The organism is Sinanaerobacter chloroacetimidivorans (assembly GCF_018128545.1).
In the GTDB taxonomy this organism is placed as follows: Bacteria; Bacillota; Clostridia; order Peptostreptococcales; family Anaerovoracaceae; genus Sinanaerobacter; species Sinanaerobacter chloroacetimidivorans.
Genome location: NZ_JAGSND010000021.1, coordinates 12,767 through 31,403, shown reverse-complemented (window position 1 = coordinate 31,403; position 18,637 = coordinate 12,767). Strand labels below are relative to the sequence as shown.

The 18,637-nt window shown below is 41.2% G+C and carries 16 protein-coding genes; 14 read left to right on the top strand and 2 right to left on the bottom strand.

Annotation, left to right across the window (positions count from 1 at the left end; all coding sequences use genetic code 11):
* The first annotated feature begins 127 nt into the window (after positions 1–127).
* From KCX82_RS20020 to KCX82_RS20010, 3 genes are read left to right on the top strand one after another with little or no spacing between them, the layout of a single operon-like run.
* Positions 128–1,339 carry a carboxylate--amine ligase gene (locus KCX82_RS20020; protein WP_227020250.1) on the top strand — a complete coding sequence of 404 codons (1,212 nt, stop codon included), beginning with the start codon at positions 128–130 and terminating at the stop codon, positions 1,337–1,339.
* 20 nt (positions 1,340–1,359) lie between these two features.
* Complete coding sequence (gene cuyB / locus KCX82_RS20015; RefSeq protein ID WP_227020249.1) at positions 1,360–2,088, top strand: cysteate racemase; 729 nt, start codon at positions 1,360–1,362, stop codon at positions 2,086–2,088.
* A gap of 2 nt (positions 2,089–2,090) precedes the next feature.
* Positions 2,091–3,617: a Mur ligase family protein gene (locus KCX82_RS20010; protein ID WP_227020248.1), complete on the top strand. Its 1,527-nt coding sequence runs from the start codon at positions 2,091–2,093 to the stop codon at positions 3,615–3,617.
* A gap of 82 nt (positions 3,618–3,699) precedes the next feature.
* Here KCX82_RS20010 and KCX82_RS20005 read toward each other — a convergent pair whose 3' ends face one another.
* Both KCX82_RS20005 and murI read right to left on the bottom strand, forming a co-directional pair.
* Positions 3,700–4,344 carry a hypothetical protein gene (locus KCX82_RS20005; protein WP_227020247.1) on the bottom strand — a complete coding sequence of 215 codons (645 nt, stop codon included), beginning with the start codon at positions 4,342–4,344 and terminating at the stop codon, positions 3,700–3,702.
* Between the two features lie 13 nt (positions 4,345–4,357).
* Positions 4,358–5,176 carry a glutamate racemase gene (gene murI / locus KCX82_RS20000; protein ID WP_227020246.1) on the bottom strand — a complete coding sequence of 273 codons (819 nt, stop codon included), beginning with the start codon at positions 5,174–5,176 and terminating at the stop codon, positions 4,358–4,360.
* 271 nt (positions 5,177–5,447) lie between these two features.
* Between murI and pepF the strand changes: the two genes are divergently transcribed.
* From pepF to KCX82_RS19945, 11 genes are all read left to right on the top strand, one after another.
* Entirely contained in the window at positions 5,448–7,244 is a 1,797-nt protein-coding gene (pepF, locus tag KCX82_RS19995) for an oligoendopeptidase F (protein ID WP_227020245.1), read from the top strand.
* A gap of 51 nt (positions 7,245–7,295) precedes the next feature.
* Entirely contained in the window at positions 7,296–8,093 is a 798-nt protein-coding gene (locus tag KCX82_RS19990; RefSeq protein ID WP_227020244.1) for an NAD(+)/NADH kinase, read from the top strand.
* Between the two features lie 43 nt (positions 8,094–8,136).
* On the top strand, positions 8,137–9,033 hold the full coding sequence (locus KCX82_RS19985; protein ID WP_227020243.1) for an RluA family pseudouridine synthase: 897 nt from the start codon (positions 8,137–8,139) through the stop codon (positions 9,031–9,033).
* A 174-nt stretch (positions 9,034–9,207) separates the two neighbouring features.
* The gene (locus KCX82_RS19980) at positions 9,208–9,537 is read left to right on the top strand and encodes a hypothetical protein (RefSeq protein WP_227020242.1); all 330 of its coding nucleotides are present in this window, start codon (positions 9,208–9,210) and stop codon (positions 9,535–9,537) included.
* A 311-nt stretch (positions 9,538–9,848) separates the two neighbouring features.
* On the top strand, positions 9,849–10,844 hold the full coding sequence (gene ilvC, locus KCX82_RS19975) for a ketol-acid reductoisomerase (protein ID WP_227020241.1): 996 nt from the start codon (positions 9,849–9,851) through the stop codon (positions 10,842–10,844).
* A 30-nt stretch (positions 10,845–10,874) separates the two neighbouring features.
* Entirely contained in the window at positions 10,875–12,542 is a 1,668-nt protein-coding gene (gene ilvB, locus KCX82_RS19970) for a biosynthetic-type acetolactate synthase large subunit (RefSeq protein ID WP_227020240.1), read from the top strand.
* 2 nt (positions 12,543–12,544) lie between these two features.
* Positions 12,545–13,510: an EamA family transporter RarD gene (gene rarD / locus KCX82_RS19965; protein WP_227020239.1), complete on the top strand. Its 966-nt coding sequence runs from the start codon at positions 12,545–12,547 to the stop codon at positions 13,508–13,510.
* Positions 13,497–14,600: a YkvI family membrane protein gene (locus KCX82_RS19960; protein WP_227020238.1), complete on the top strand. Its 1,104-nt coding sequence runs from the start codon at positions 13,497–13,499 to the stop codon at positions 14,598–14,600. The genes rarD and KCX82_RS19960 overlap by 14 nt, the downstream gene beginning before the upstream one ends.
* Positions 14,593–15,525: an MBL fold metallo-hydrolase gene (locus tag KCX82_RS19955; RefSeq protein WP_227020237.1), complete on the top strand. Its 933-nt coding sequence runs from the start codon at positions 14,593–14,595 to the stop codon at positions 15,523–15,525. The genes KCX82_RS19960 and KCX82_RS19955 overlap by 8 nt, the downstream gene beginning before the upstream one ends.
* Before the next feature lie 218 nt (positions 15,526–15,743).
* The gene (locus tag KCX82_RS19950) at positions 15,744–17,186 is read left to right on the top strand and encodes a sigma-54 interaction domain-containing protein (RefSeq protein ID WP_227020236.1); all 1,443 of its coding nucleotides are present in this window, start codon (positions 15,744–15,746) and stop codon (positions 17,184–17,186) included.
* Positions 17,187–17,492: 306 nt separating this feature from the next.
* A complete protein-coding gene (locus KCX82_RS19945) occupies positions 17,493–18,632 on the top strand; it encodes an acyl-CoA dehydrogenase family protein (RefSeq protein WP_227020235.1) in 1,140 nt (379 codons plus the stop codon).
* Positions 18,633–18,637: the final 5 nt, after the last annotated feature.

The following is an 18,637-nucleotide window of genomic DNA, read 5'->3' as shown; positions in this document are numbered from 1 at the left end:
CCGGTTCAACGATACTGAACGGATTTTTTTAAGGACGCAGGTTGTCCTGCAACCCCTAATTATTCATTGATAATAAACCAAAATGGTATTATAATAATGAACAAGAAACAATCTAAGGAGAAACAGAATGAGCCAGAATTTTATACCGTTGCTATTTGCGGGTGATATTAATGTTTACAGCGTAGCCAGAGCTTTTCATGAGCAATACAACATAAAAGCAGAGGTTTTTGGGAAATATAACACAGGTCCTTGTCAGGACAGCAGAATTATGAATTATACAGCCAATCCGAAAGCAGATCAACAAGATACATTCCTGGATATCGTAGTTCAATTCTCAGAAAAAAACAAAGATAAAAAAATTATCCTGTTAGGCTGTGGCGACAGCTATGTGCAGCTTATCAGCCAAAATAAAGACAAGCTCCCTGAAAATATTATTGCGCCCTATATCCATATTGACATGATGAATGATTTAATTCATAAGGAAAAGTTCTATGCCATGTGTGAAAAAAACGGCGTAGACTACCCGGATACCTTTGTTCATCGCAGGGAAATAGGACATGATTTTGAGCTGCCCTTTGCATCCCCATATATTATCAAACCATCCAATGGGATCGAGTATTGGAGACATCCCTTTACATCCCAGAAAAAGGTATATAAAGCCGACACCCGATCGGAGCTTGAAACCATTCTCGATGATATTTATCAATCGGGCTATCATGACAGTATTATCATCCAGAATTTTATCCCTGGAGATGATACCTATATGAGAGTACTGACCAATTATTCGGACCAATACGGAAAAGTCAAATTAATGGCGCTGGGTCATGTGCTCCTTGAGGAGCATACCCCTCATGGGATTGGCAATCATGCTGTTATCATGATGGAGCATAATCAGGAATTGGAAGAGAAATTCAAAAAACTCCTCGAAGATATGAATTATATCGGTTTTTCAAATTTTGATATCAAATATGACCAGAGGGATGGTAAATTTAAGGCATTTGAAATTAACACCAGGCAGGGAAGAAGTAATTTCTATGTTACCGGAGCCGGCGAAAATATTGCCAAATATGTCGTTGAAGATTATATAGAACAAAAACCCCTGGAATTTAAGACCATAACAAATAAATCCCTTTGGCTTGTAGTCCCAAAGGGAGTTGCTTTTCAATATATCAAGCCGGAGGAATACCGAAAGGAAATGAGAGCGCTCTTTCAGTCCGGCAATTATGTGAACCCGCTTTTTTATCAAAAGGATAAGGGCATTATCAGGAGGCTGCGTTTATTAAAATCACAATTTGGCCATTATGTAAAATATAAAAAATACCTGGGTAAAAAACGATAATGGGAAGGAAGTACACAAAGATGGGAAAAGATCATGCAAAGGTTTTAGGGGTGATGGGAGGTATGGGCCCGTTAGCCACACAATTATTCTATAAAATGATAATTGATAAAACAGATGCAAAATGTGATCAAGAACATGTGGATATGATAATTTTAAACCATGCCACCATGCCGGACAGAACAAAAGCCATTAAAGAAAACCGTGTTGAAGAACTGTTCCAGCTCCTGTTGAAGGACGCAAAACTTTTAGAGCAGGAGGGAGCTACCAGTATTGCCATTCCCTGTAATACTTCCCATGTGCTGGCGGACAGGCTGCAGGAAAATTTGAAAGTTCCTTTGATTCATATGGTAAGGGAGACAGCCGGCTATATTTCTAAAAAATTCGATGGAAAAGAACTAAAAATCGGTATCCTTGCCACAGATGGCACCATACAGATGGAACTTTACCAAAAAGAACTTGAAAAGGCCGGAATCACTCCGGTCATTCCTTCCGAAGAAATGCAGAAACTGGTCATGAAAATTATATATGACGGCGTTAAAAATGGAGGAGAAATAGATTTTACGGATTTCTTAAAAATACAGGAGGAAATTGTATCCCAGAATTGTCAGGGAGCAATTTTGGCATGCACAGAGTTATCCTGCTTTAAAGATGTCTATAAACTTCCTTCTTATTACATAGATGCCATGGGATTACTGGCTGAGAAGTCCATTTTATCCTGCGGCAGAAAACTGAAGAAAACAGGAGTATAGATATGGAAAACAGACTTCATTCATTAGAAGAGTATTACAGTTTGCTGGAACAGGACGGACTTGTAGCAGAGGCTCAGATTCCCTTAGAAAATAAGGACAGAAACGTAACTTTCCTGACTTTCAACTCAAAAGAGGTAAGGAAGGAAACTCTTTTTGTCTGCAAAGGAAATCATTTTTCACCAGAATACCTGAAAGATGCGGTAAAGAAGGGTGCAATATGTTATATCAGTCAGGAAAAATATGAACTGGATGAATTCCTTCCGGATGGCAGTGGGCTCTCTTATATTATCGTAAATGATATTCGAAGAGCAATGGCGAAATTAGCGAACTATTACTATAACGAAGCATGGAAGTCTTTGAAGCTCATAGGGATCACAGGTACAAAAGGAAAATCCACTACAGCCTATTTTATGAAGTTTATTTTGGACGAGTATTTGAAGGATCAAAAAAAACCGAAAAGTGCCATCGTCTCCGGAATTGACAATTATGACGGTGTCATCAATGAAGAATCTCATCTGACTACTCCGGAGGCCATTGAACTCCATATGCATTTTCATAATGCTGTAAAAAGCGATATTGAGTACCTGAGTATGGAAGTCTCCAGCCAGGCCTTGAAATATGACAGAACCTTAGGGGTCACATTTGATGTAGGCTGTTTTCTGAACGTAGGGGAAGATCATATCAGCGATATTGAGCACAACAGCTTTGAGGATTATTTCCAGTCGAAGCTTCGTCTCTTCAGTCAGTGCAAAGTAGCCTGCGTCAATATCGATACGGACCATGCAGACCGTGTATTGGAAGCGGCAAAAGCAGCTCCCCAAATCATCACCTTCGGTTTAAATGAAAAAGCCGACGTCTATGGTTATGATATCGTAAAATCAGGGAAAACCATCAGTTTTACCGTCAGGACGGACAGCTTTGTGAAGGAATTTAAATTAACGATGGCAGGACTGTTTAACGTACAGAATGCGCTGGCGGCCATCGCCATTTCCACCAGCCTGTCCATACCCGTGCAATATATTTATGCAGGTCTGAAAAAGGCAAGGGTCAGCGGAAGAATGGAAGTCTACACAGGAAAAGGAAGCAAAGTCTATGTGATTGTAGATTATGCCCATAATAAAATGAGCTTTGAAACCTTGTTCCAATCTACAAAGAAAGAGTATCCAAACAGAAAAATCACCATCGTATTTGGATGCCCGGGAAAGAAGGCTTTCTCCAGACGAAGAGAACTTGGAGAAATTGCGGGAAAATATTCGGATCAAATCTATATAACAGAAGAGGATGCAGGGGAAGAACCGGTTATTAATATCTGCGAGGAAATCGCTCAGCATGTTGAAAAACACACCAAAAAATATGCCATAATTCCGGACAGGGAAGAGGCAATACGGGAAGCCATTACCAATGCCGACGACAATACAGTGGTTCTGATTACCGGAAAGGGAAGAGAGACGAGGCAAAAGAGAGGCACGTTGTATATTGATACGCCTTCGGATGTTGAATACGTCAAAAAATATTTAAAAATTAATTAATGTATAAAAATCAAAAACACACTCGGGTTGAGTGTGTTTTTTTGTAAGTGTTTTAACAGCTTTTCATCCAAAAGAACTTCTATCAATAATCCTCGTAGTCGTCCTCTTCCTCTTCATAGTCTTCTCCGTCTATTACCGGAAAATCTCTGTCAATAAGGCCGTCTTCGTACAGGTCTTCGTCTTCTTCCAGGATATCATCATATTCCTCGTCAATTGCGGCATCGATAGGAATGGTATATTCATCGAGATCATAGTCCAGGCACTCGGAAAAATCATAACTGTACTGATCTTCGTTTAATTTTTCCGATCGATATAAGGATAGCGCTTCGCTGAGTGTAACCTCTTTTTTAACATCATCCTTTAATCTCTTACAGGTGACGACACTGTCAAAGATGTACCAGGTTCTGAATTTAAACAATTCATCCACATAAAGAACCCTGTCCTCCCGGGAGGAAGAAGCTTTTAAATGTCCCATCAAGGCCTGCTTGATGGTGCTGAAAAGGGTGTAGATTTCCACACCGTCATCCGGCATACCCTGGAGGATATCTTCAAAATAGTTGTCAGTCAGATCCAAAAGGGTTTCGGTGTCTACATCGGAAAGCACTTTATAAAACATTTCATAAGAAATTTCTTCATCGCATTCAACCAATGCAGCAAAGTGCTCAAAGTAGCCGAATTCATCCAGATTTTCAATTTCCAGTAATTCCAAAAGTTCGTTAAATCTCATAATTCCATCCACCTCATTTGTAAGTATCCAATTCAAAACTTTTAAATGCAACCTTAAATTCAGAGTTCTCGAAAATTCGATTGATCATGTTGATAAAATTCTCAGATAAGTCGCTGGCATAAAAAGTGTTTTCAAATACTGCCTGATCTGCAAATAAATCATTTTCAGAAAGACGGGCAGTAATGCTTTGTAGTATTTCCTCAGATGGATTAATAATTCGTAAATCAGGATATAATTTTTCAATATTTTTACGAATAAGAGGATAGTGGGTACAGCCTAGAACCAGAGTGTCGATCTTATTATAGGATATGAAATGATCCAGATAGTACTGAATAGATAAATCCATGATTTCGTTTTGAATGATGCCTTCTTCGATAAGAGGTACGAAAGTGGGGCATGGGGTGGAATATAAGTCGAGATCAGGATTTAAATTGTGAATCAGAGACTCATATGCCTGGCTTTTGATTGTAACCTTTGTACCGATGATGCCTATTTTATTATCCTTTGTGCAGGTACCGGCTATCACTTTTGCAGCCGGACTGATGATTCCTACAATGGGAATCTGCGGATATTTCTGCTGCAAATCCTCCAGGCAGGTTGAACTTACAGTATTACATGCTATCACAATCATCTTTACATTTTCTTTTACCAAAAAATCAGCGATTTGCATAGAGAAAAGCCGTATGGTGGAGGGAGCTTTGGAGCCGTAGGGCGTACGGGCCGTATCTCCAAAATATATGATTCGTTCCTTTGGCAGAGCCTTCATCAGATGAGGTATGCAGGTAAGTCCGCCTAATCCCGAATCGAAAAAACCGATCGGTCTGTTATCCATAGAAAATTAATGTCCTTTCCATATTGATGTAGTAAACAGTAGGAATCAACACAAATAAGATTTGTGACTTCTTCGCATAAGTTCATCATCAATTTGCCGTATAAATTGGGTGAATTGACAGGTGAACCGATATATGTGACAGAACAAAGAAAATTGGAAAAATTATCAATAAAATTTTTTTCTTTATTCAGTTAGGCTGCCGTTACTGTTATAATAATATTAATGAATTAAGGATAAAATGTAAATAGAAAAATAAAAAAAGGAGTTCGCCATGGGAAAAGAAACAAAAAACAGAGATCAGATCGATAAAAAATATAAATGGAATATTGAAGCCATGTATGCTGATGAGGAGCAATGGAAAAAGGATTATCAGATTGTAGAAGAAAAAGCGAAAGATTTCAAGAGCTATGCGGGAAGGCTGGGGGAAAGTCCGCAGGTTCTTTTGGAAGCTTTTCAAAAGAAAGATACCATCTGGCTCATTCTTGAGCGAGTTTATGTTTATGCAAGAATGAAAAAGGATGAGGACAATCAGGTAAATAAATACCAGGCCATGAGTGACAAAGCAAGCTCTCTGATTGCCAAAACATCTTCCTACCTGTCCTTTTTTACACCGGAACTTCTGGATATCCCGGAGGATAAATTAAAAGGGTTCATAGCAGCGGAAGAGGGGCTCAAGCTTTATGAACATGCCATCAATGAGTTTCTGAGAGAAAAAGCCCATGTTTTATCTCAAACAGAGGAAAATCTACTCGCTCAGATCAGTGAAATCGCTTCTTCGACAAACGATATTTTCACCATGATCAATAATGCGGACATCAAATTCGGAACCATTACAGACGAAGATGGTGATGAGGTTGAGGTCACACACGGAAGATATATTGGATTTATGGAGTCTCACGATCAGAGAGTGAGAAAGGATGCCTATGAGCATGTATATCAAGCATACGGGCAGCTGAAAAATACCCTTGCCACTACCTATAATTACAATACGAAGACAGACGTTATCACTGCCAGAATCAGAAAATACGAATCTGCGCTGCATGCAGCATTATCCGGTGACAATATTCCTATTTCCGTCTATGATAATCTCATTGAGACGGTAAACAGCAGATTGGATCTTCTGCATAGATATGTTGAGGTCAGAAGGAAGCTTCTGGGAGTACAGGATGTACACATGTATGATATGTATGTTCCTCTTGTGGAACTGCCAAAAGAGGAAATTCCTTATCAGAAATCACTGGATATGATGCGTGAAGGCTTAGCTCCATTGGGAGACGACTATTTGCAGAAGATGAACCGGGGAATTGAAGCCGGCTGGATTGACGTATATGAAAATCAGGGCAAAACAAGCGGCGCCTACTCCTTTGGCAGCTACGACAGCATGCCTTATATCCTTTTAAACTACAATGGGAAGCTGAAAGATGTCTTTACCCTTGTGCATGAGATGGGACACTCCATGCATTCCTATTACACCAGACATAATCAGCCTTTCATTTATGGCGGGCACTCTATTTTTACCGCTGAAGTGGCTTCTACGGTTAATGAATCTCTCTTGATTCATCATTTGTTAGAGAATACGAAAGATCCGGAGAAAAAGAAATATCTTCTGAATCTCTATATAGAAGAATTCAGAACCACATTGTTCAGACAAACCATGTTTGCCGAATTTGAAAGGCTGACTCACTATGCGGTAGAAAACGGAGAAGTCCTTACCGCAGAATGGCTCAGCGATGAGTATGGAAAACTCAATAAAAAATATTTCGGACCAAAGGTATCCTATGATCCTTTGATTGAAATGGAATGGTCAAGAATTCCACATTTCTATAAGGCATTTTATGTGTATAAATATGCTACCGGTTTTTCGGCGGCTTCGGCTATCTCGGAAGAGATTCTGAAAAAAGGACAGCCGGCCAGAGATGCTTATATTGAGTTTTTAAAATCGGGAGACAGTGATGACCCTATCGAACTGCTGAAAATTGCAGGTGTCGATATGAGCAGGCCTGAACCAATCGAAAAAGCCATGAACGCGTTCGAAACACTTATTGTAGAAATCGAAAAACTAGTGTAAAATAGAAAAGCATCCGTTACTGTACAAAGAATTGGGATAAAAGGTGTCGATGTGAGAATTATCAATGTTTTTGCAAATGATACGGTATTGTCTAAGGATACGAAAAGACTCTTGAAGCGTAAACTTGAAAAGAGTGATTTTGTGGTGCCGAGAGAATTTGATCCAAATGCGGAACTGATCATCTGCATTGGCGGTGACGGTTCTTTTCTGCAAACGCTTCATAAATATCATTTTCCCGAAATCCCATTCATCGGTATTAACACAGGCCATCTGGGTTTTTTTCAGGAATTGCATCCTGATGGCCTTGATGAATTTATCTTTAAATATAAGCATGAAAAATATGAAATTCAACATTTGAAAACAGTGAAAGCCGTTGCAACAGACGGTGCGGAACGGCACATATATAATGGATTGAATGAAATTATTTTCAAGGGGGAGCGCTCCAGAACGATTCACTTGAATCTTTCTATCGGAGAAAGCTTTATCGAAAGATTCAGCGGTGACGGGTTACTGGTTTCCACACCTGCAGGCAGTACCGCCTACAATTACTCCCTGGGGGGCAGTATTGTAGATCCAAGATTGAATCTGCTTCAGGTAACACCTATCGCTCCAATGAATACCACAGCTTATCGCTCCTTCACTTCAAGCATCATTCTCCCCCCGGATTTATCTATCAGGATTTATCCGGAATATTCAAGGGATGAGGAGATTCTTATTGTCACTGACGGAATGGAATATAAACATAGTGGAATCGAAGAAATTTACATAGAATTTTCCGAGTCTATTGTAAAGCTGCTCAGATTTGAAAACTATGATTTCTGGAGCAAGGTAAAAAGTAAATTCCTGTAGAAAGAAAGTTCTTGCAGAGGAAAGCTAGATAAAGGATACAAAAATGGAAAAAGAAAAATTTGAATATATTATAAAAAAAAGTGACGCAGAGCTCCCGGTAAAGGAGCTTTTAAAACGTAATTTTGGATTTTCTTCCAGACTGATGGCCAAGTTAAAAGTACACGGCGGCGTTGAACGAAACGGAAGCCCGGTGAAAATGTATGAAAAGTCCCTGCCCGGGGATCGGATTACTGTTATGCTCCCAAAAGAGAGAAGTGCATTTATACCGGAGAATATCCCTATATCCGTGGTATATGAAGATGATGACCTGCTGATTATCAATAAACAGCCCGGCTATGTAGTGCACCCGACCAAAGGTCATCCATGTCACACCATTGCCAACGGTGTTATGAATTATATGATAAAGCAGGATAAACATTTTAAAATCCGATTCATTAATCGTCTCGATATGGACACCTCCGGACTGCTGGTGGTTGCAAAAAATTCTCACAGCCAGGATGATTTCTCAAAACAGATGAGCGAGAACGCTGTGATTAAAAAATATATCGCCATCGTGAAAGGCGTCATGGAAGAAGATGAAGGCACCATCGATCTGCCTATTGACAAAGAACAGGAAGATCAATTAAAAAGAGCAGTGCGAGAAGGGGGCTATCCTTCAGTTACGCATTATAAAGTACTGAATCGATTCTCGAAAGGATACACCATGGTGGAGCTGGTGCTGGAAACGGGAAGAACTCATCAAATCAGAGTTCATCTTTCACATCTGGGCTACCCTGTAGTAGGTGATGTACTCTATGGTCAGGCCGCAGTATGGCTCATTGAACGCCAGGCCCTCCATGCGGAATCTCTGTCTTTTCTTCATCCGGTAACGAAGAAAAGGATGGAAGTGACGGCACCCTTGCCGGAAGATATGCTGAAACTCCTAGAGAAAATCGGGTAAAATAAAGAAAAACAGGTTCCTAAGTAATTTTCGCGATGAAATTTCATTTGACGGAACGATTGTCGGAATGATCCGGATCAGAAAATTGAAATGAGTATCAGGACCTTGGAACCAATCACCGGCCTTCTTCATATTATGTACGAATTATGTTATCAGTACATGGAGGTGTTTTAGGTGGGTGATGACTTGAGACAATGTTTCGAAAGAGATCGCTGCGATAGAGATTGCAAGCCGGATTGTGATTGTCATGATCATCATGATGATCACTGTGGTTCGGATTGGGACTTTGGAGGTTGGATTTGGATTATTGTCATAATCTTCTTGCTTTGCGGCGGTACAAACTTTTTCGGCGGTGGCTTCGGCGGTAGTGGCTGTAAAGATGATTGCTGTGATAGCGGCTTTGGTGGATTTGGTTTCTGGATACTTATCATTATTGTTATCTTTTGGATTTTTGGTAGTCAAAAAGATGATAAATGCGGCGGCGGATTCTTAGGATTATTCTAAGAGGTAACGTCAGAAGCTGTTAAAACGAACATAGAACTGTTTTGTAAATGATCTTAAAAATAGTGAGAAAAGCGGGCTGCTTTCTGTGCGGCTCGTTTTTCTTTTAAAAGAATGAATAAAAGGATAAAAATGCCGGATAGCCGGATATAAATATAAGTAAATATCAGTATAAAATCGCCTAATAACCTTGACTTGTAAATTTGGTAGTAGTAGAATATATTAATATTTAATAATAAGCAAAAATATTTGTGTCTCAAGACAAAGATTATTGTTATTAATTATCTTAATTATACAAAGGAGTGAATGAACAAATGGCAAAAATTTTCTATCAGAGTGATTGTAACCTAGCATTATTAGACGGTAAAACCGTTGCTATTATTGGTTATGGAAGTCAGGGACATGCACACGCATTGAATTTAAAGGAAAGTGGAGTCGACGTTGTTGTAGGACTTTATGAAGGAAGCAAATCCTGGGCACAGGCTCAAGCTGCCGGACTTCAGGTAGCAACTGTTGCTGATGCAGCAAAAAAAGCCGATGTCATTATGATATTGGTACCGGATGAAAAACAGGCTGATATTTATACAAACAGCATCAAACCTCATTTAACAGAAGGCAAGGTTCTTGCATTCGCTCATGGTTTTAATATTCATTTCCAGCAGATCGTTCCACCTGCTGATGTAGATGTCATTATGATCGCTCCTAAAGGACCTGGACATACGGTAAGAAGTGAATATCTTGCTGGAAAAGGAGTACCTTGCTTAATTGCAATTGCACAGGACGCTTCCGGAAAAGCCCAGGATATCGGTCTTGCTTATGCAGCAGGAATTGGCGGATCCAGAGCCGGAGTGCTGCAGACAACCTTCAGACAGGAAACGGAAACAGACTTGTTTGGTGAACAGGCAGTTCTCTGCGGCGGCGTAACCGCTCTTATGCAGGCAGGTTTTGAAGTACTGGTTGAAGCAGGATATGATCCTGAAAATGCTTACTTTGAATGTATCCATGAAATGAAGCTTATCGTAGACCTGATTTATCAGGGAGGTTTCGGAAGAATGAGATATTCCATTTCCGATACTGCTGAATACGGAGATTATGAAACAGGTAAGAGAATCATTACCGAAGAGACGAAGAAAGAAATGAAGAAAGTGCTCTCAGAAATTCAGGACGGTACTTTTGCCAGAAACTGGATCACAGAAAACAAAGTAGGACGTCCGCATTTCCTTTCTACCAGAAGAATCAAGACAGAACATCAGCTGGAAAGCGTTGGAAAAGAACTGAGAAAGATGTATTCCTGGAACGAGGAAGAATAAACTTAAAATAAATAAATTAGGGTGATAATTATGCAATTAAAGGGATCGCAAATAATCATGGAATGTCTGTTAGAGCAGAAGGTGGATACCATTTTCGGTTATCCGGGGGGACAAATTATGCCCCTTTACGATGCTTTATATGACTATCGGGACAGAATCAATCATATACTGACCAGTCACGAGCAGGGGGCAACCCATGCTGCAGATGGTTATGCCCGTTCCACCGGAAAGGTTGGGGTTTGCTTTGCCACCAGCGGACCAGGTGCCACAAATACGGTGACAGGAATTGCAACAGCCTATATGGATTCCAGCCCTATGGTGGTTATCACGGGTCAGGTTCCTGTCAATCTGTTGGGAAAAGATTCCTTTCAGGAAGTGGATATCGTAGGAATTACACTGCCAATCACCAAGCACAGCTTTTTCTGCAGAACCGTAGAAGAACTTGCTCCGAGTATTCGTAATGCTTTCCGGATTGCCAAAAGCGGCAGGCCGGGACCTGTCATTATAGATGTCCCTAAAAACCTTATGGTAGAAATGGGATTCTTTGAACTATATCAACCGGAATATGATGATTGCCCTCCAGTGCCAGTCGATATGGAACAGGCGGCCTGTATTGCAGAAGAAATCAATCGAGCTGAAAAACCGGTAATCTATGCCGGAGGCGGAGTTATTATCTCAGAAGCCTCCGGGGAGCTGACCGCATTGGCGGAAAAGTCCAATATTCCGGTGGTAACAACGTTAATGAGCATGGGATCCTTTGACCGAAGACATCCCTTATCCCTTGGGATGGCAGGAATGCATGGAGAAAAAGAAGCAAACATGGCGGTTCATAACAGCGATCTTATTATCGCTGTCGGGGCCAGGTTCAGCGACCGGGTAACCGGTGATACCTCCAGATTTGCAAAGAGTGCAAGGATCATACATATCGATATCGATCCATCTGAATTTGGTAAGAATATGAGATATGACTACTGCGTAAACTGTGATGTAAAGGGTGTGCTCTCCGCTGTTCTGCCTATGGTGGAAGAAAATAAAAGAGAAGATTGGAATAAAAGAATTCAGGCTTGGAAGAAGGCCAAACGGAAAACCCATGATAAACTAAACTCCGATAACATATTTGAAATCATTAACGATGTCATGGGCGATGATGTAATTGTAGCCACCGACGTGGGACAGCACCAGATGTGGACTGCACAGAAATGGCCCTTCAGAAAACCTCGAACCTTTATTACTTCCGGCGGTTTAGGCACCATGGGATTTGGTTTGGGAGCTGCAATCGGCGCTCAGATTGCAAATCCGGATAAGCAGGTGATTCACATAAGCGGAGACGGAAGTTTTCGAATGAATCTGAATGAACTGGCTACCGTTTCTTCCCAGAAGCTGCCCATCATCACCATCGTCATTAAAAACCATACTCTGGGTATGGTCAGACAGTGGCAAAAGTTGTTTTTTAATCAAAGATATTCGTCAACGGATTTGCCGGATGTTGTAGACTATGAAAAACTGGCTTCCGCTTTTGGACTTAACGGGTACTTTGTTCAGAACGAAGAAGGACTACGGAAGGCCCTGACAGAAGCAAAATCCGGAAAAACAGGTGCCGTTGTTGCCTGTGAAATCTATATCGACGAGAATGTTGCGCCTATCGTACCTCCGGGGGAAGCCATCAATAATCAATTACTCACAGAAACGCTGGTGTAAACTTGAATCAAACAAATAGTAAAAAAGAATATACGCAAGGGATTGCATGTGCAATCCTTTGCGCTGTGTTATGGGGCTTATTGCCTGTATATTGGAAAACCTTGGATGATGTCAATCCTCTGCTGATCATGCTTTACCGGATTGTACTGGCTTTTCTGTTTGCCTTGGTATTGGCCTTAAAGGTATATAAGTGGGAAGGGATCAAGAAACCATTAAAAGAGAAGGGGATCCTAAAGACTTTTTTTCTTACGGGAGTGTTAATTTCTACCAATTGGGGGATTTATATCTGGGCGGTAAGTACGGATCATATCATCCAAACCTGCATTGGATATTACATAGAACCTCTCATTGTCTGCATCTTCGGAATTCTGCTTTTTCATGAAAAACTGAATCTTTATAAATTGACAGCACTTCTCCTGGCTGGCCTGGGGGTTCTGGTCATGCTGATTTATTATGGTGAAATTCCGATCATTGCATTGTCTTTAGCCATAAGCTTTGCTTCCTATGCAGCAATCAAGAAAAAATACAAATTAGATGCCGTTCTAGCTTTGCTTTACGAAACGATGTTGCTTGTTCCTGTGGCTTTGGTTATTATATTGTATATAGAGCTTTCCGGAAAGGGTGCTTTTTCAACAGCAGAACCCTACCAGCTCACTTTGCTGGCACTGGCAGGAATTGTTACCGGCACTCCATTGATGCTGTTTGCCATGGCAGCAAACCGTATCAATCTGGTTACCTTGGGCATCACGGAATATGTATCTCCGTCTTTAACCCTTTTGCTTGGGATCTTTGTCTATAGAGAGCCATTTGATACTATACAGCTGATAACCTTTTCCATTATCTGGGCAGGTCTGATTATTTTCACCGTGGGAGAATGGAAAGAAGGCACTGAAAATAAAGCAAACACAGAATTGAAAGAAAACCGAGAAATGAAAGAGCGTAAGGAGAGAGCAGATGAACAGGCATAGCATTTCCTCACTGAATATTGCTTTGTTATATGTCGGCACCTTGATGGGTGCCGGTTTTGCGTCCGGCAGAGAAATCTGGCAATTCTTCAGTGTTTTCGGCAAATACAGCTATCCGGCGGTTTTGATGGTTACCATGCTGTTTATACTTTTTGGACTGATGACGGTAAAGATCAGCATTGCACTGGATACAACGGAGATTGGAAAGGTGATCATGCCTTTTGCGCATAAAGGGATGGAAAAGCTGTTAGGATCTATAACCGCTGTGATTTTATTCCTGGTCTATATCGTTATGGCGGCAGCCGGAGGAGCGTTGTTTCAGGAACAGTTCGGCTTTCACAGAATCATCGGGGGGTCCCTGTTGATGGTTCTGGTGCTTGCAACTGTATTGGGAGGATTTGAAAGAATTTCAAAATACTTCCGACTGATCATTCCCATATTATTATTGATTGTCTTTTTCGTATGCTTCAACATTATCTTTCGGGATCTGCCGGTATCGCATTTACCTGTAAAGTTGAAGATCAGTCCTATGGCACCAAGCTGGTACACCGCTGCAGTCATCTATATCTCCTATAATATGCTGGCAGGGATACCCATTCTGGCCAACAGCACTCAAAGGGCCAGAACACATCCTGGAGCGTTTCTTGGTGCGGCGGCAGGCGGAATTCTGCTGGGTTTTTCCGCCTTTATCATGAACCGGGCTATGCTCAGTGATCCGGGAATTTCCTCCGGCAGTCTTTTGCCTATTTTGTCATTGGCAGGGAAACTAAATCCGGTACTTCTATGGACTTATGCCGCTCTGCTGCTTTTTGCGGTTTATGCTTCAGCTTCCAGTAATTTCTATGGATTTACAACCATGCTCAAGGATGATACGTCGAAAAAATATAAAATTATCGGGACTGCGTTTATCGGCTTTCTTCTCAGCCTGCTGGGTTTTGGCAATATCATCGCCTTTATTCTTCCGTTGGAGGGGTATTGCGGTATTTTATTTCTGCTGCTCATGACAGTAAACTATATCAGAATTGCAACGGGACATCGATCCGTCAATATGGAGTTAACCCAATATAGCGAGGAAAACAATAAACATGAATAAAGAAAGATTTGAATTTGCTGAACATATAAAAAGAGTGACAGCAGGACCCGGCGGGGAAGTATTGCTTATCGTCGGAGATAAAAAAACCGCCGTCATGGAATGCGGCATGGCTTTCTGCGGGAAAAAGCTGGTTGAAAACGTAAAGAAAGAGCTGCCAGCGGGTCGAAGTCTGGATTATATTATTATCTCCCATTCCCATTATGATCATATAGGGGGCCTGCCTTACCTGAAACAGGCCTGGCCAGCGGCAAAAGTGCTTGGTGCTTCTTATGCAAAAGAAGTTTTTACAAAGAAAAATGCTCTGAAAACCATTCATGAGCTTTCCTGCACAGCTTTAGAATCCTATCAAAAAATGGAGCCTTTTTGGGATGTGGATTTTGACTTCAATGATGCAGACCTGAATTATATGGATAAAGATATCCATGTTGATGATGTGATCAAAGAGGGTGACCTGATTGATTTAGGAAGTGCAGCTCTTCGGGTATTGGAAACTCCCGGCCACACAAACTGTTCTCTGAGCTTCTACATGGAACCGGATGATATCCTATTTCCGGCGGAGACTATGGGGTGTCTCAGTCCACGGGGAGAAATGATGATGTCCATGCTGAAGGGATATCGGGATACCATGAAATCCATTGAAAAGGGAGAAAAGGTAGGCGCGAAAAGGATCATTGCTCCTCATTATGGAATGGTTGCAAAAGATATAGCGGAGAACTATTGGAACCTGTCAAAGTCGGCTGCTGAAACCTGCAGAAATTTAATCACGGACTTATCCGAAAAAGGCGCTTCGGAAGAGGAAATCTATCGCGCTTATAAAGAAAGGTATTGGCATGGAATCCGCTTGAATCAACAGCCGGAAGAAGCTTTTGAAGTGAATGGCAAAAATGTAATCCGTGCAATTTTAAAGGAAAAGGAATCATATTAATAATATTTAAGGGTCTTATAACCAGTCTCCCCGATTTGTTCGACAAAAACTTCACATTGACATTCTAAATTACTTCGTAGTAAGATTAAAAAAACTAGAAGATTGTGGGTATTTTACAACTGTATGTAATTCTGGCATATGATTATAGATGTAATTACATGCAAAATTATAAACGTTCGTTTTTGCTGTTGGTTGTAATGTGGGTAGAGGAGCAAGTTATGTTTGGGTTACCTGACAAATGTGTGGAACTGATATTTGAACAAGCCGGAATCATTGCTATAACTGATAAACAGGCCAAGTATGTCTATGTAAATAAACGCTGGGAAGAGGATACCGGAATCCCCCGTGAAGTTGCCGTCGGCAGTTACAACCATGATCTCATTGAAGGTTCCCGGGCAATTACGGCAATTCGGACAGGCAAAGCGGTAACGGGGGATATGTTGATCAGAACCAAAAATGGCAGAGACCTGCCCGGTGTTATGACTTATATGCCCATTTTTAACGGGGATGAAGTAGTAGGCTGCTTTATTTCTTCTTCTTTTCTTAGTGTTGATCAGGCCTATGCTTTTCTGGAAAGAATTGAGTCCATCACTTTGGAATATGAATTTCTGAAAGGAGAAATGAGAAAAAGAAGCGGAACAAGGTATTCGGTAGAGGACATCATCGGAGAAAGTGATGCTATCAAATTTCTGAAAGAACAGATCTATTTTGCCGGAGCATCCAATTCCACTGTGCTGATAGAAGGTGAGACGGGTACCGGCAAGGAGCTGGTAGCGCATTCCATACATAGCTGCAGTCTAAGAAATGTTTTTCCCTTTGTAAAGGTGAACTGCTCAGCCATCCCTGATAATTTAATGGAATCGGAATTTTTCGGTTATGATGAAGGAACCTTTACCGGTGCAAAAAAGGGCGGCAAAAGAGGAAAATTTGAGAAAGCCCATCTTGGAAGTATTTTTTTGGATGAAGTAAACCATCTGAATCTGACGATGCAGCCAAAGCTGCTTCGAGTTCTTCAGGAAAAAGAAATTGAACGTTTGGGAACCAGTGAAAGTATTCCTATCGATGTTCGGGTAATCGCCGCGTCCAATGTTTCCTTGAGAAAATTGGTAAACTGTGATCAATTCCGCGAAGATCTCTATTATCGCCTTAATATACTAACGATCGTCATGCCCCCCCTCCGAAAAAGACGCGAGGATATCCCCTTACTGGCCAATCATATCCTTCAGAAGCTCAGCAAGCAAATGGGCCGAAATATGCAAGGAATCTCAAAAGATGCCCTTGATTATCTGAAAGAAAGGGAATGGCACGGCAATGTCAGAGAACTGCAGAACATTATTGAACGAGGAATGAATGCTGCCAGAAAAGATTTTCTCACTTTAGAATGCCTGAGAAATCAGGATGGCATGGAGGACACCATAACCGTCAGAAAAGAGGGTAGTTTCTTATCGGATTACGAGGATAGCAGCAAGCCTCTCAGTAAGAGAAAGGAATGTTTGGAAAAGGAAGCCATTCTGGAGACGCTGAAATCCTGTAATCATAACAAGACACAGGCTGCAAAAATGTTAAACATATCACGTACTCTGCTCTATAAAAAACTTGAAAAATATCAAATCAATGAATCTGATATTTTGATTCACAAAGGAAATCATGAAATGAAATAAATTGTAAATCTAAGTGTACACGTTGTGTACACTAGAGTTTACGGTGTACACAATGTGTACACCGTTTTTTTTTGTTCAATTATAAATTTCACCTTAAGAATTACTGAAGAATATTTATTTATTTGTTTGGTTTCGTTTGTTTTTGTTCTTTCTTATTTGACTTTGTACCTTTTTAAAAGAGATGCAATTTGCTTTGGCATGGCTGTTGCTCTATATAGGGGCGGCTTGATTGTTTATTAATTATCAATTAAACCGGAAAGAGATACCATAAGGTACAAAATTAGAAAGAAAGAAGGTAGCAGAAGAATGTTTGATTACACACCAGGCCAGTTAGAACTCCAGCAAAAGGTGCGTGATTATGTGGCTGAATACGTAAAGCCCAATTTAAAGGTGATCGATTCAGGCAACGTACCGGAAACCCTTTTTCAAGCTTGGTATAAGACAGGGCTCGTCTGTCTGGTGGCACCAAAAGCAGTGGGTGGAATTGAGCTGGATACCAAGAGCTGCGCAATTATTATGGAAGAGCTGGCATTAGGAGATGTTGGCCTTGCTACTGCATTTGGCGCCAATAATCTTGGCTCCTACCCCTTATTGATAGCGGGAACTTTAGAGCAGCAAAAACAACATTTTGGACCGATTTTAGAGGGAAAATATGGATCATTCGCATTGACAGAGCCGGGAGCAGGTTCTGATGCAGGGGCTGTGGCTACCACGGCGGTGAAAAAGGGTGATGAATATATTCTAAACGGAACCAAATGTTACATTACTCAGGGCGGCTTTGCCATTGATATGGAATCCTCTCTTGTGATATTTGCTTCTACAGACAGAACTCTGGGCAGTAAAGGACTCAGTGCATTTCTTGTAAAAGGCGGAACACCGGGACTACGCGTAGGAAAGATTGAAGATAAAATGGGGATCCGGGGATCACAGACGGTGGAACTGGTCATTGAAGATCTGAAAATCCCGGCTTCTGCATTACTGGGCGCGGAAGGGGACGGCATGAAAATCGCCATGAAAACCCTTGATTCCGGACGTCTTATGGTGGCTGCCCAATCAGTAGGCTGTGGTCAGGCTGCTTTAAATGCGGCAGTGGATTACGTGAAAAATCGAATGGACGGAGGCAGACCTCTGGCAAAACAGCAAGCCGTCGCCTTTAAGCTTGCAGATATGGAGGCGCATGTGGAAGCGGCAAGGCAGCTGGTACATAGAGGAGCGGTTCTGAAGGATCATAAGCAGCCCTATTCGCATCATTCTGCTATTACAAAGCTATTCGCAACGGACATGGCAATGCAGGTTGCAAAAGATGCCATGGATCTCATGGGAACCTACGGCTATTCAAAAGAGTCTGAGATAGAAAAAATTTGGAGAGATGCCAGAATTCTTTCCATCTACGAAGGAACAAATCAGATTCAGAGATTGGTTATTGCCGGTGGTTTGCTGAAATAGCAAAG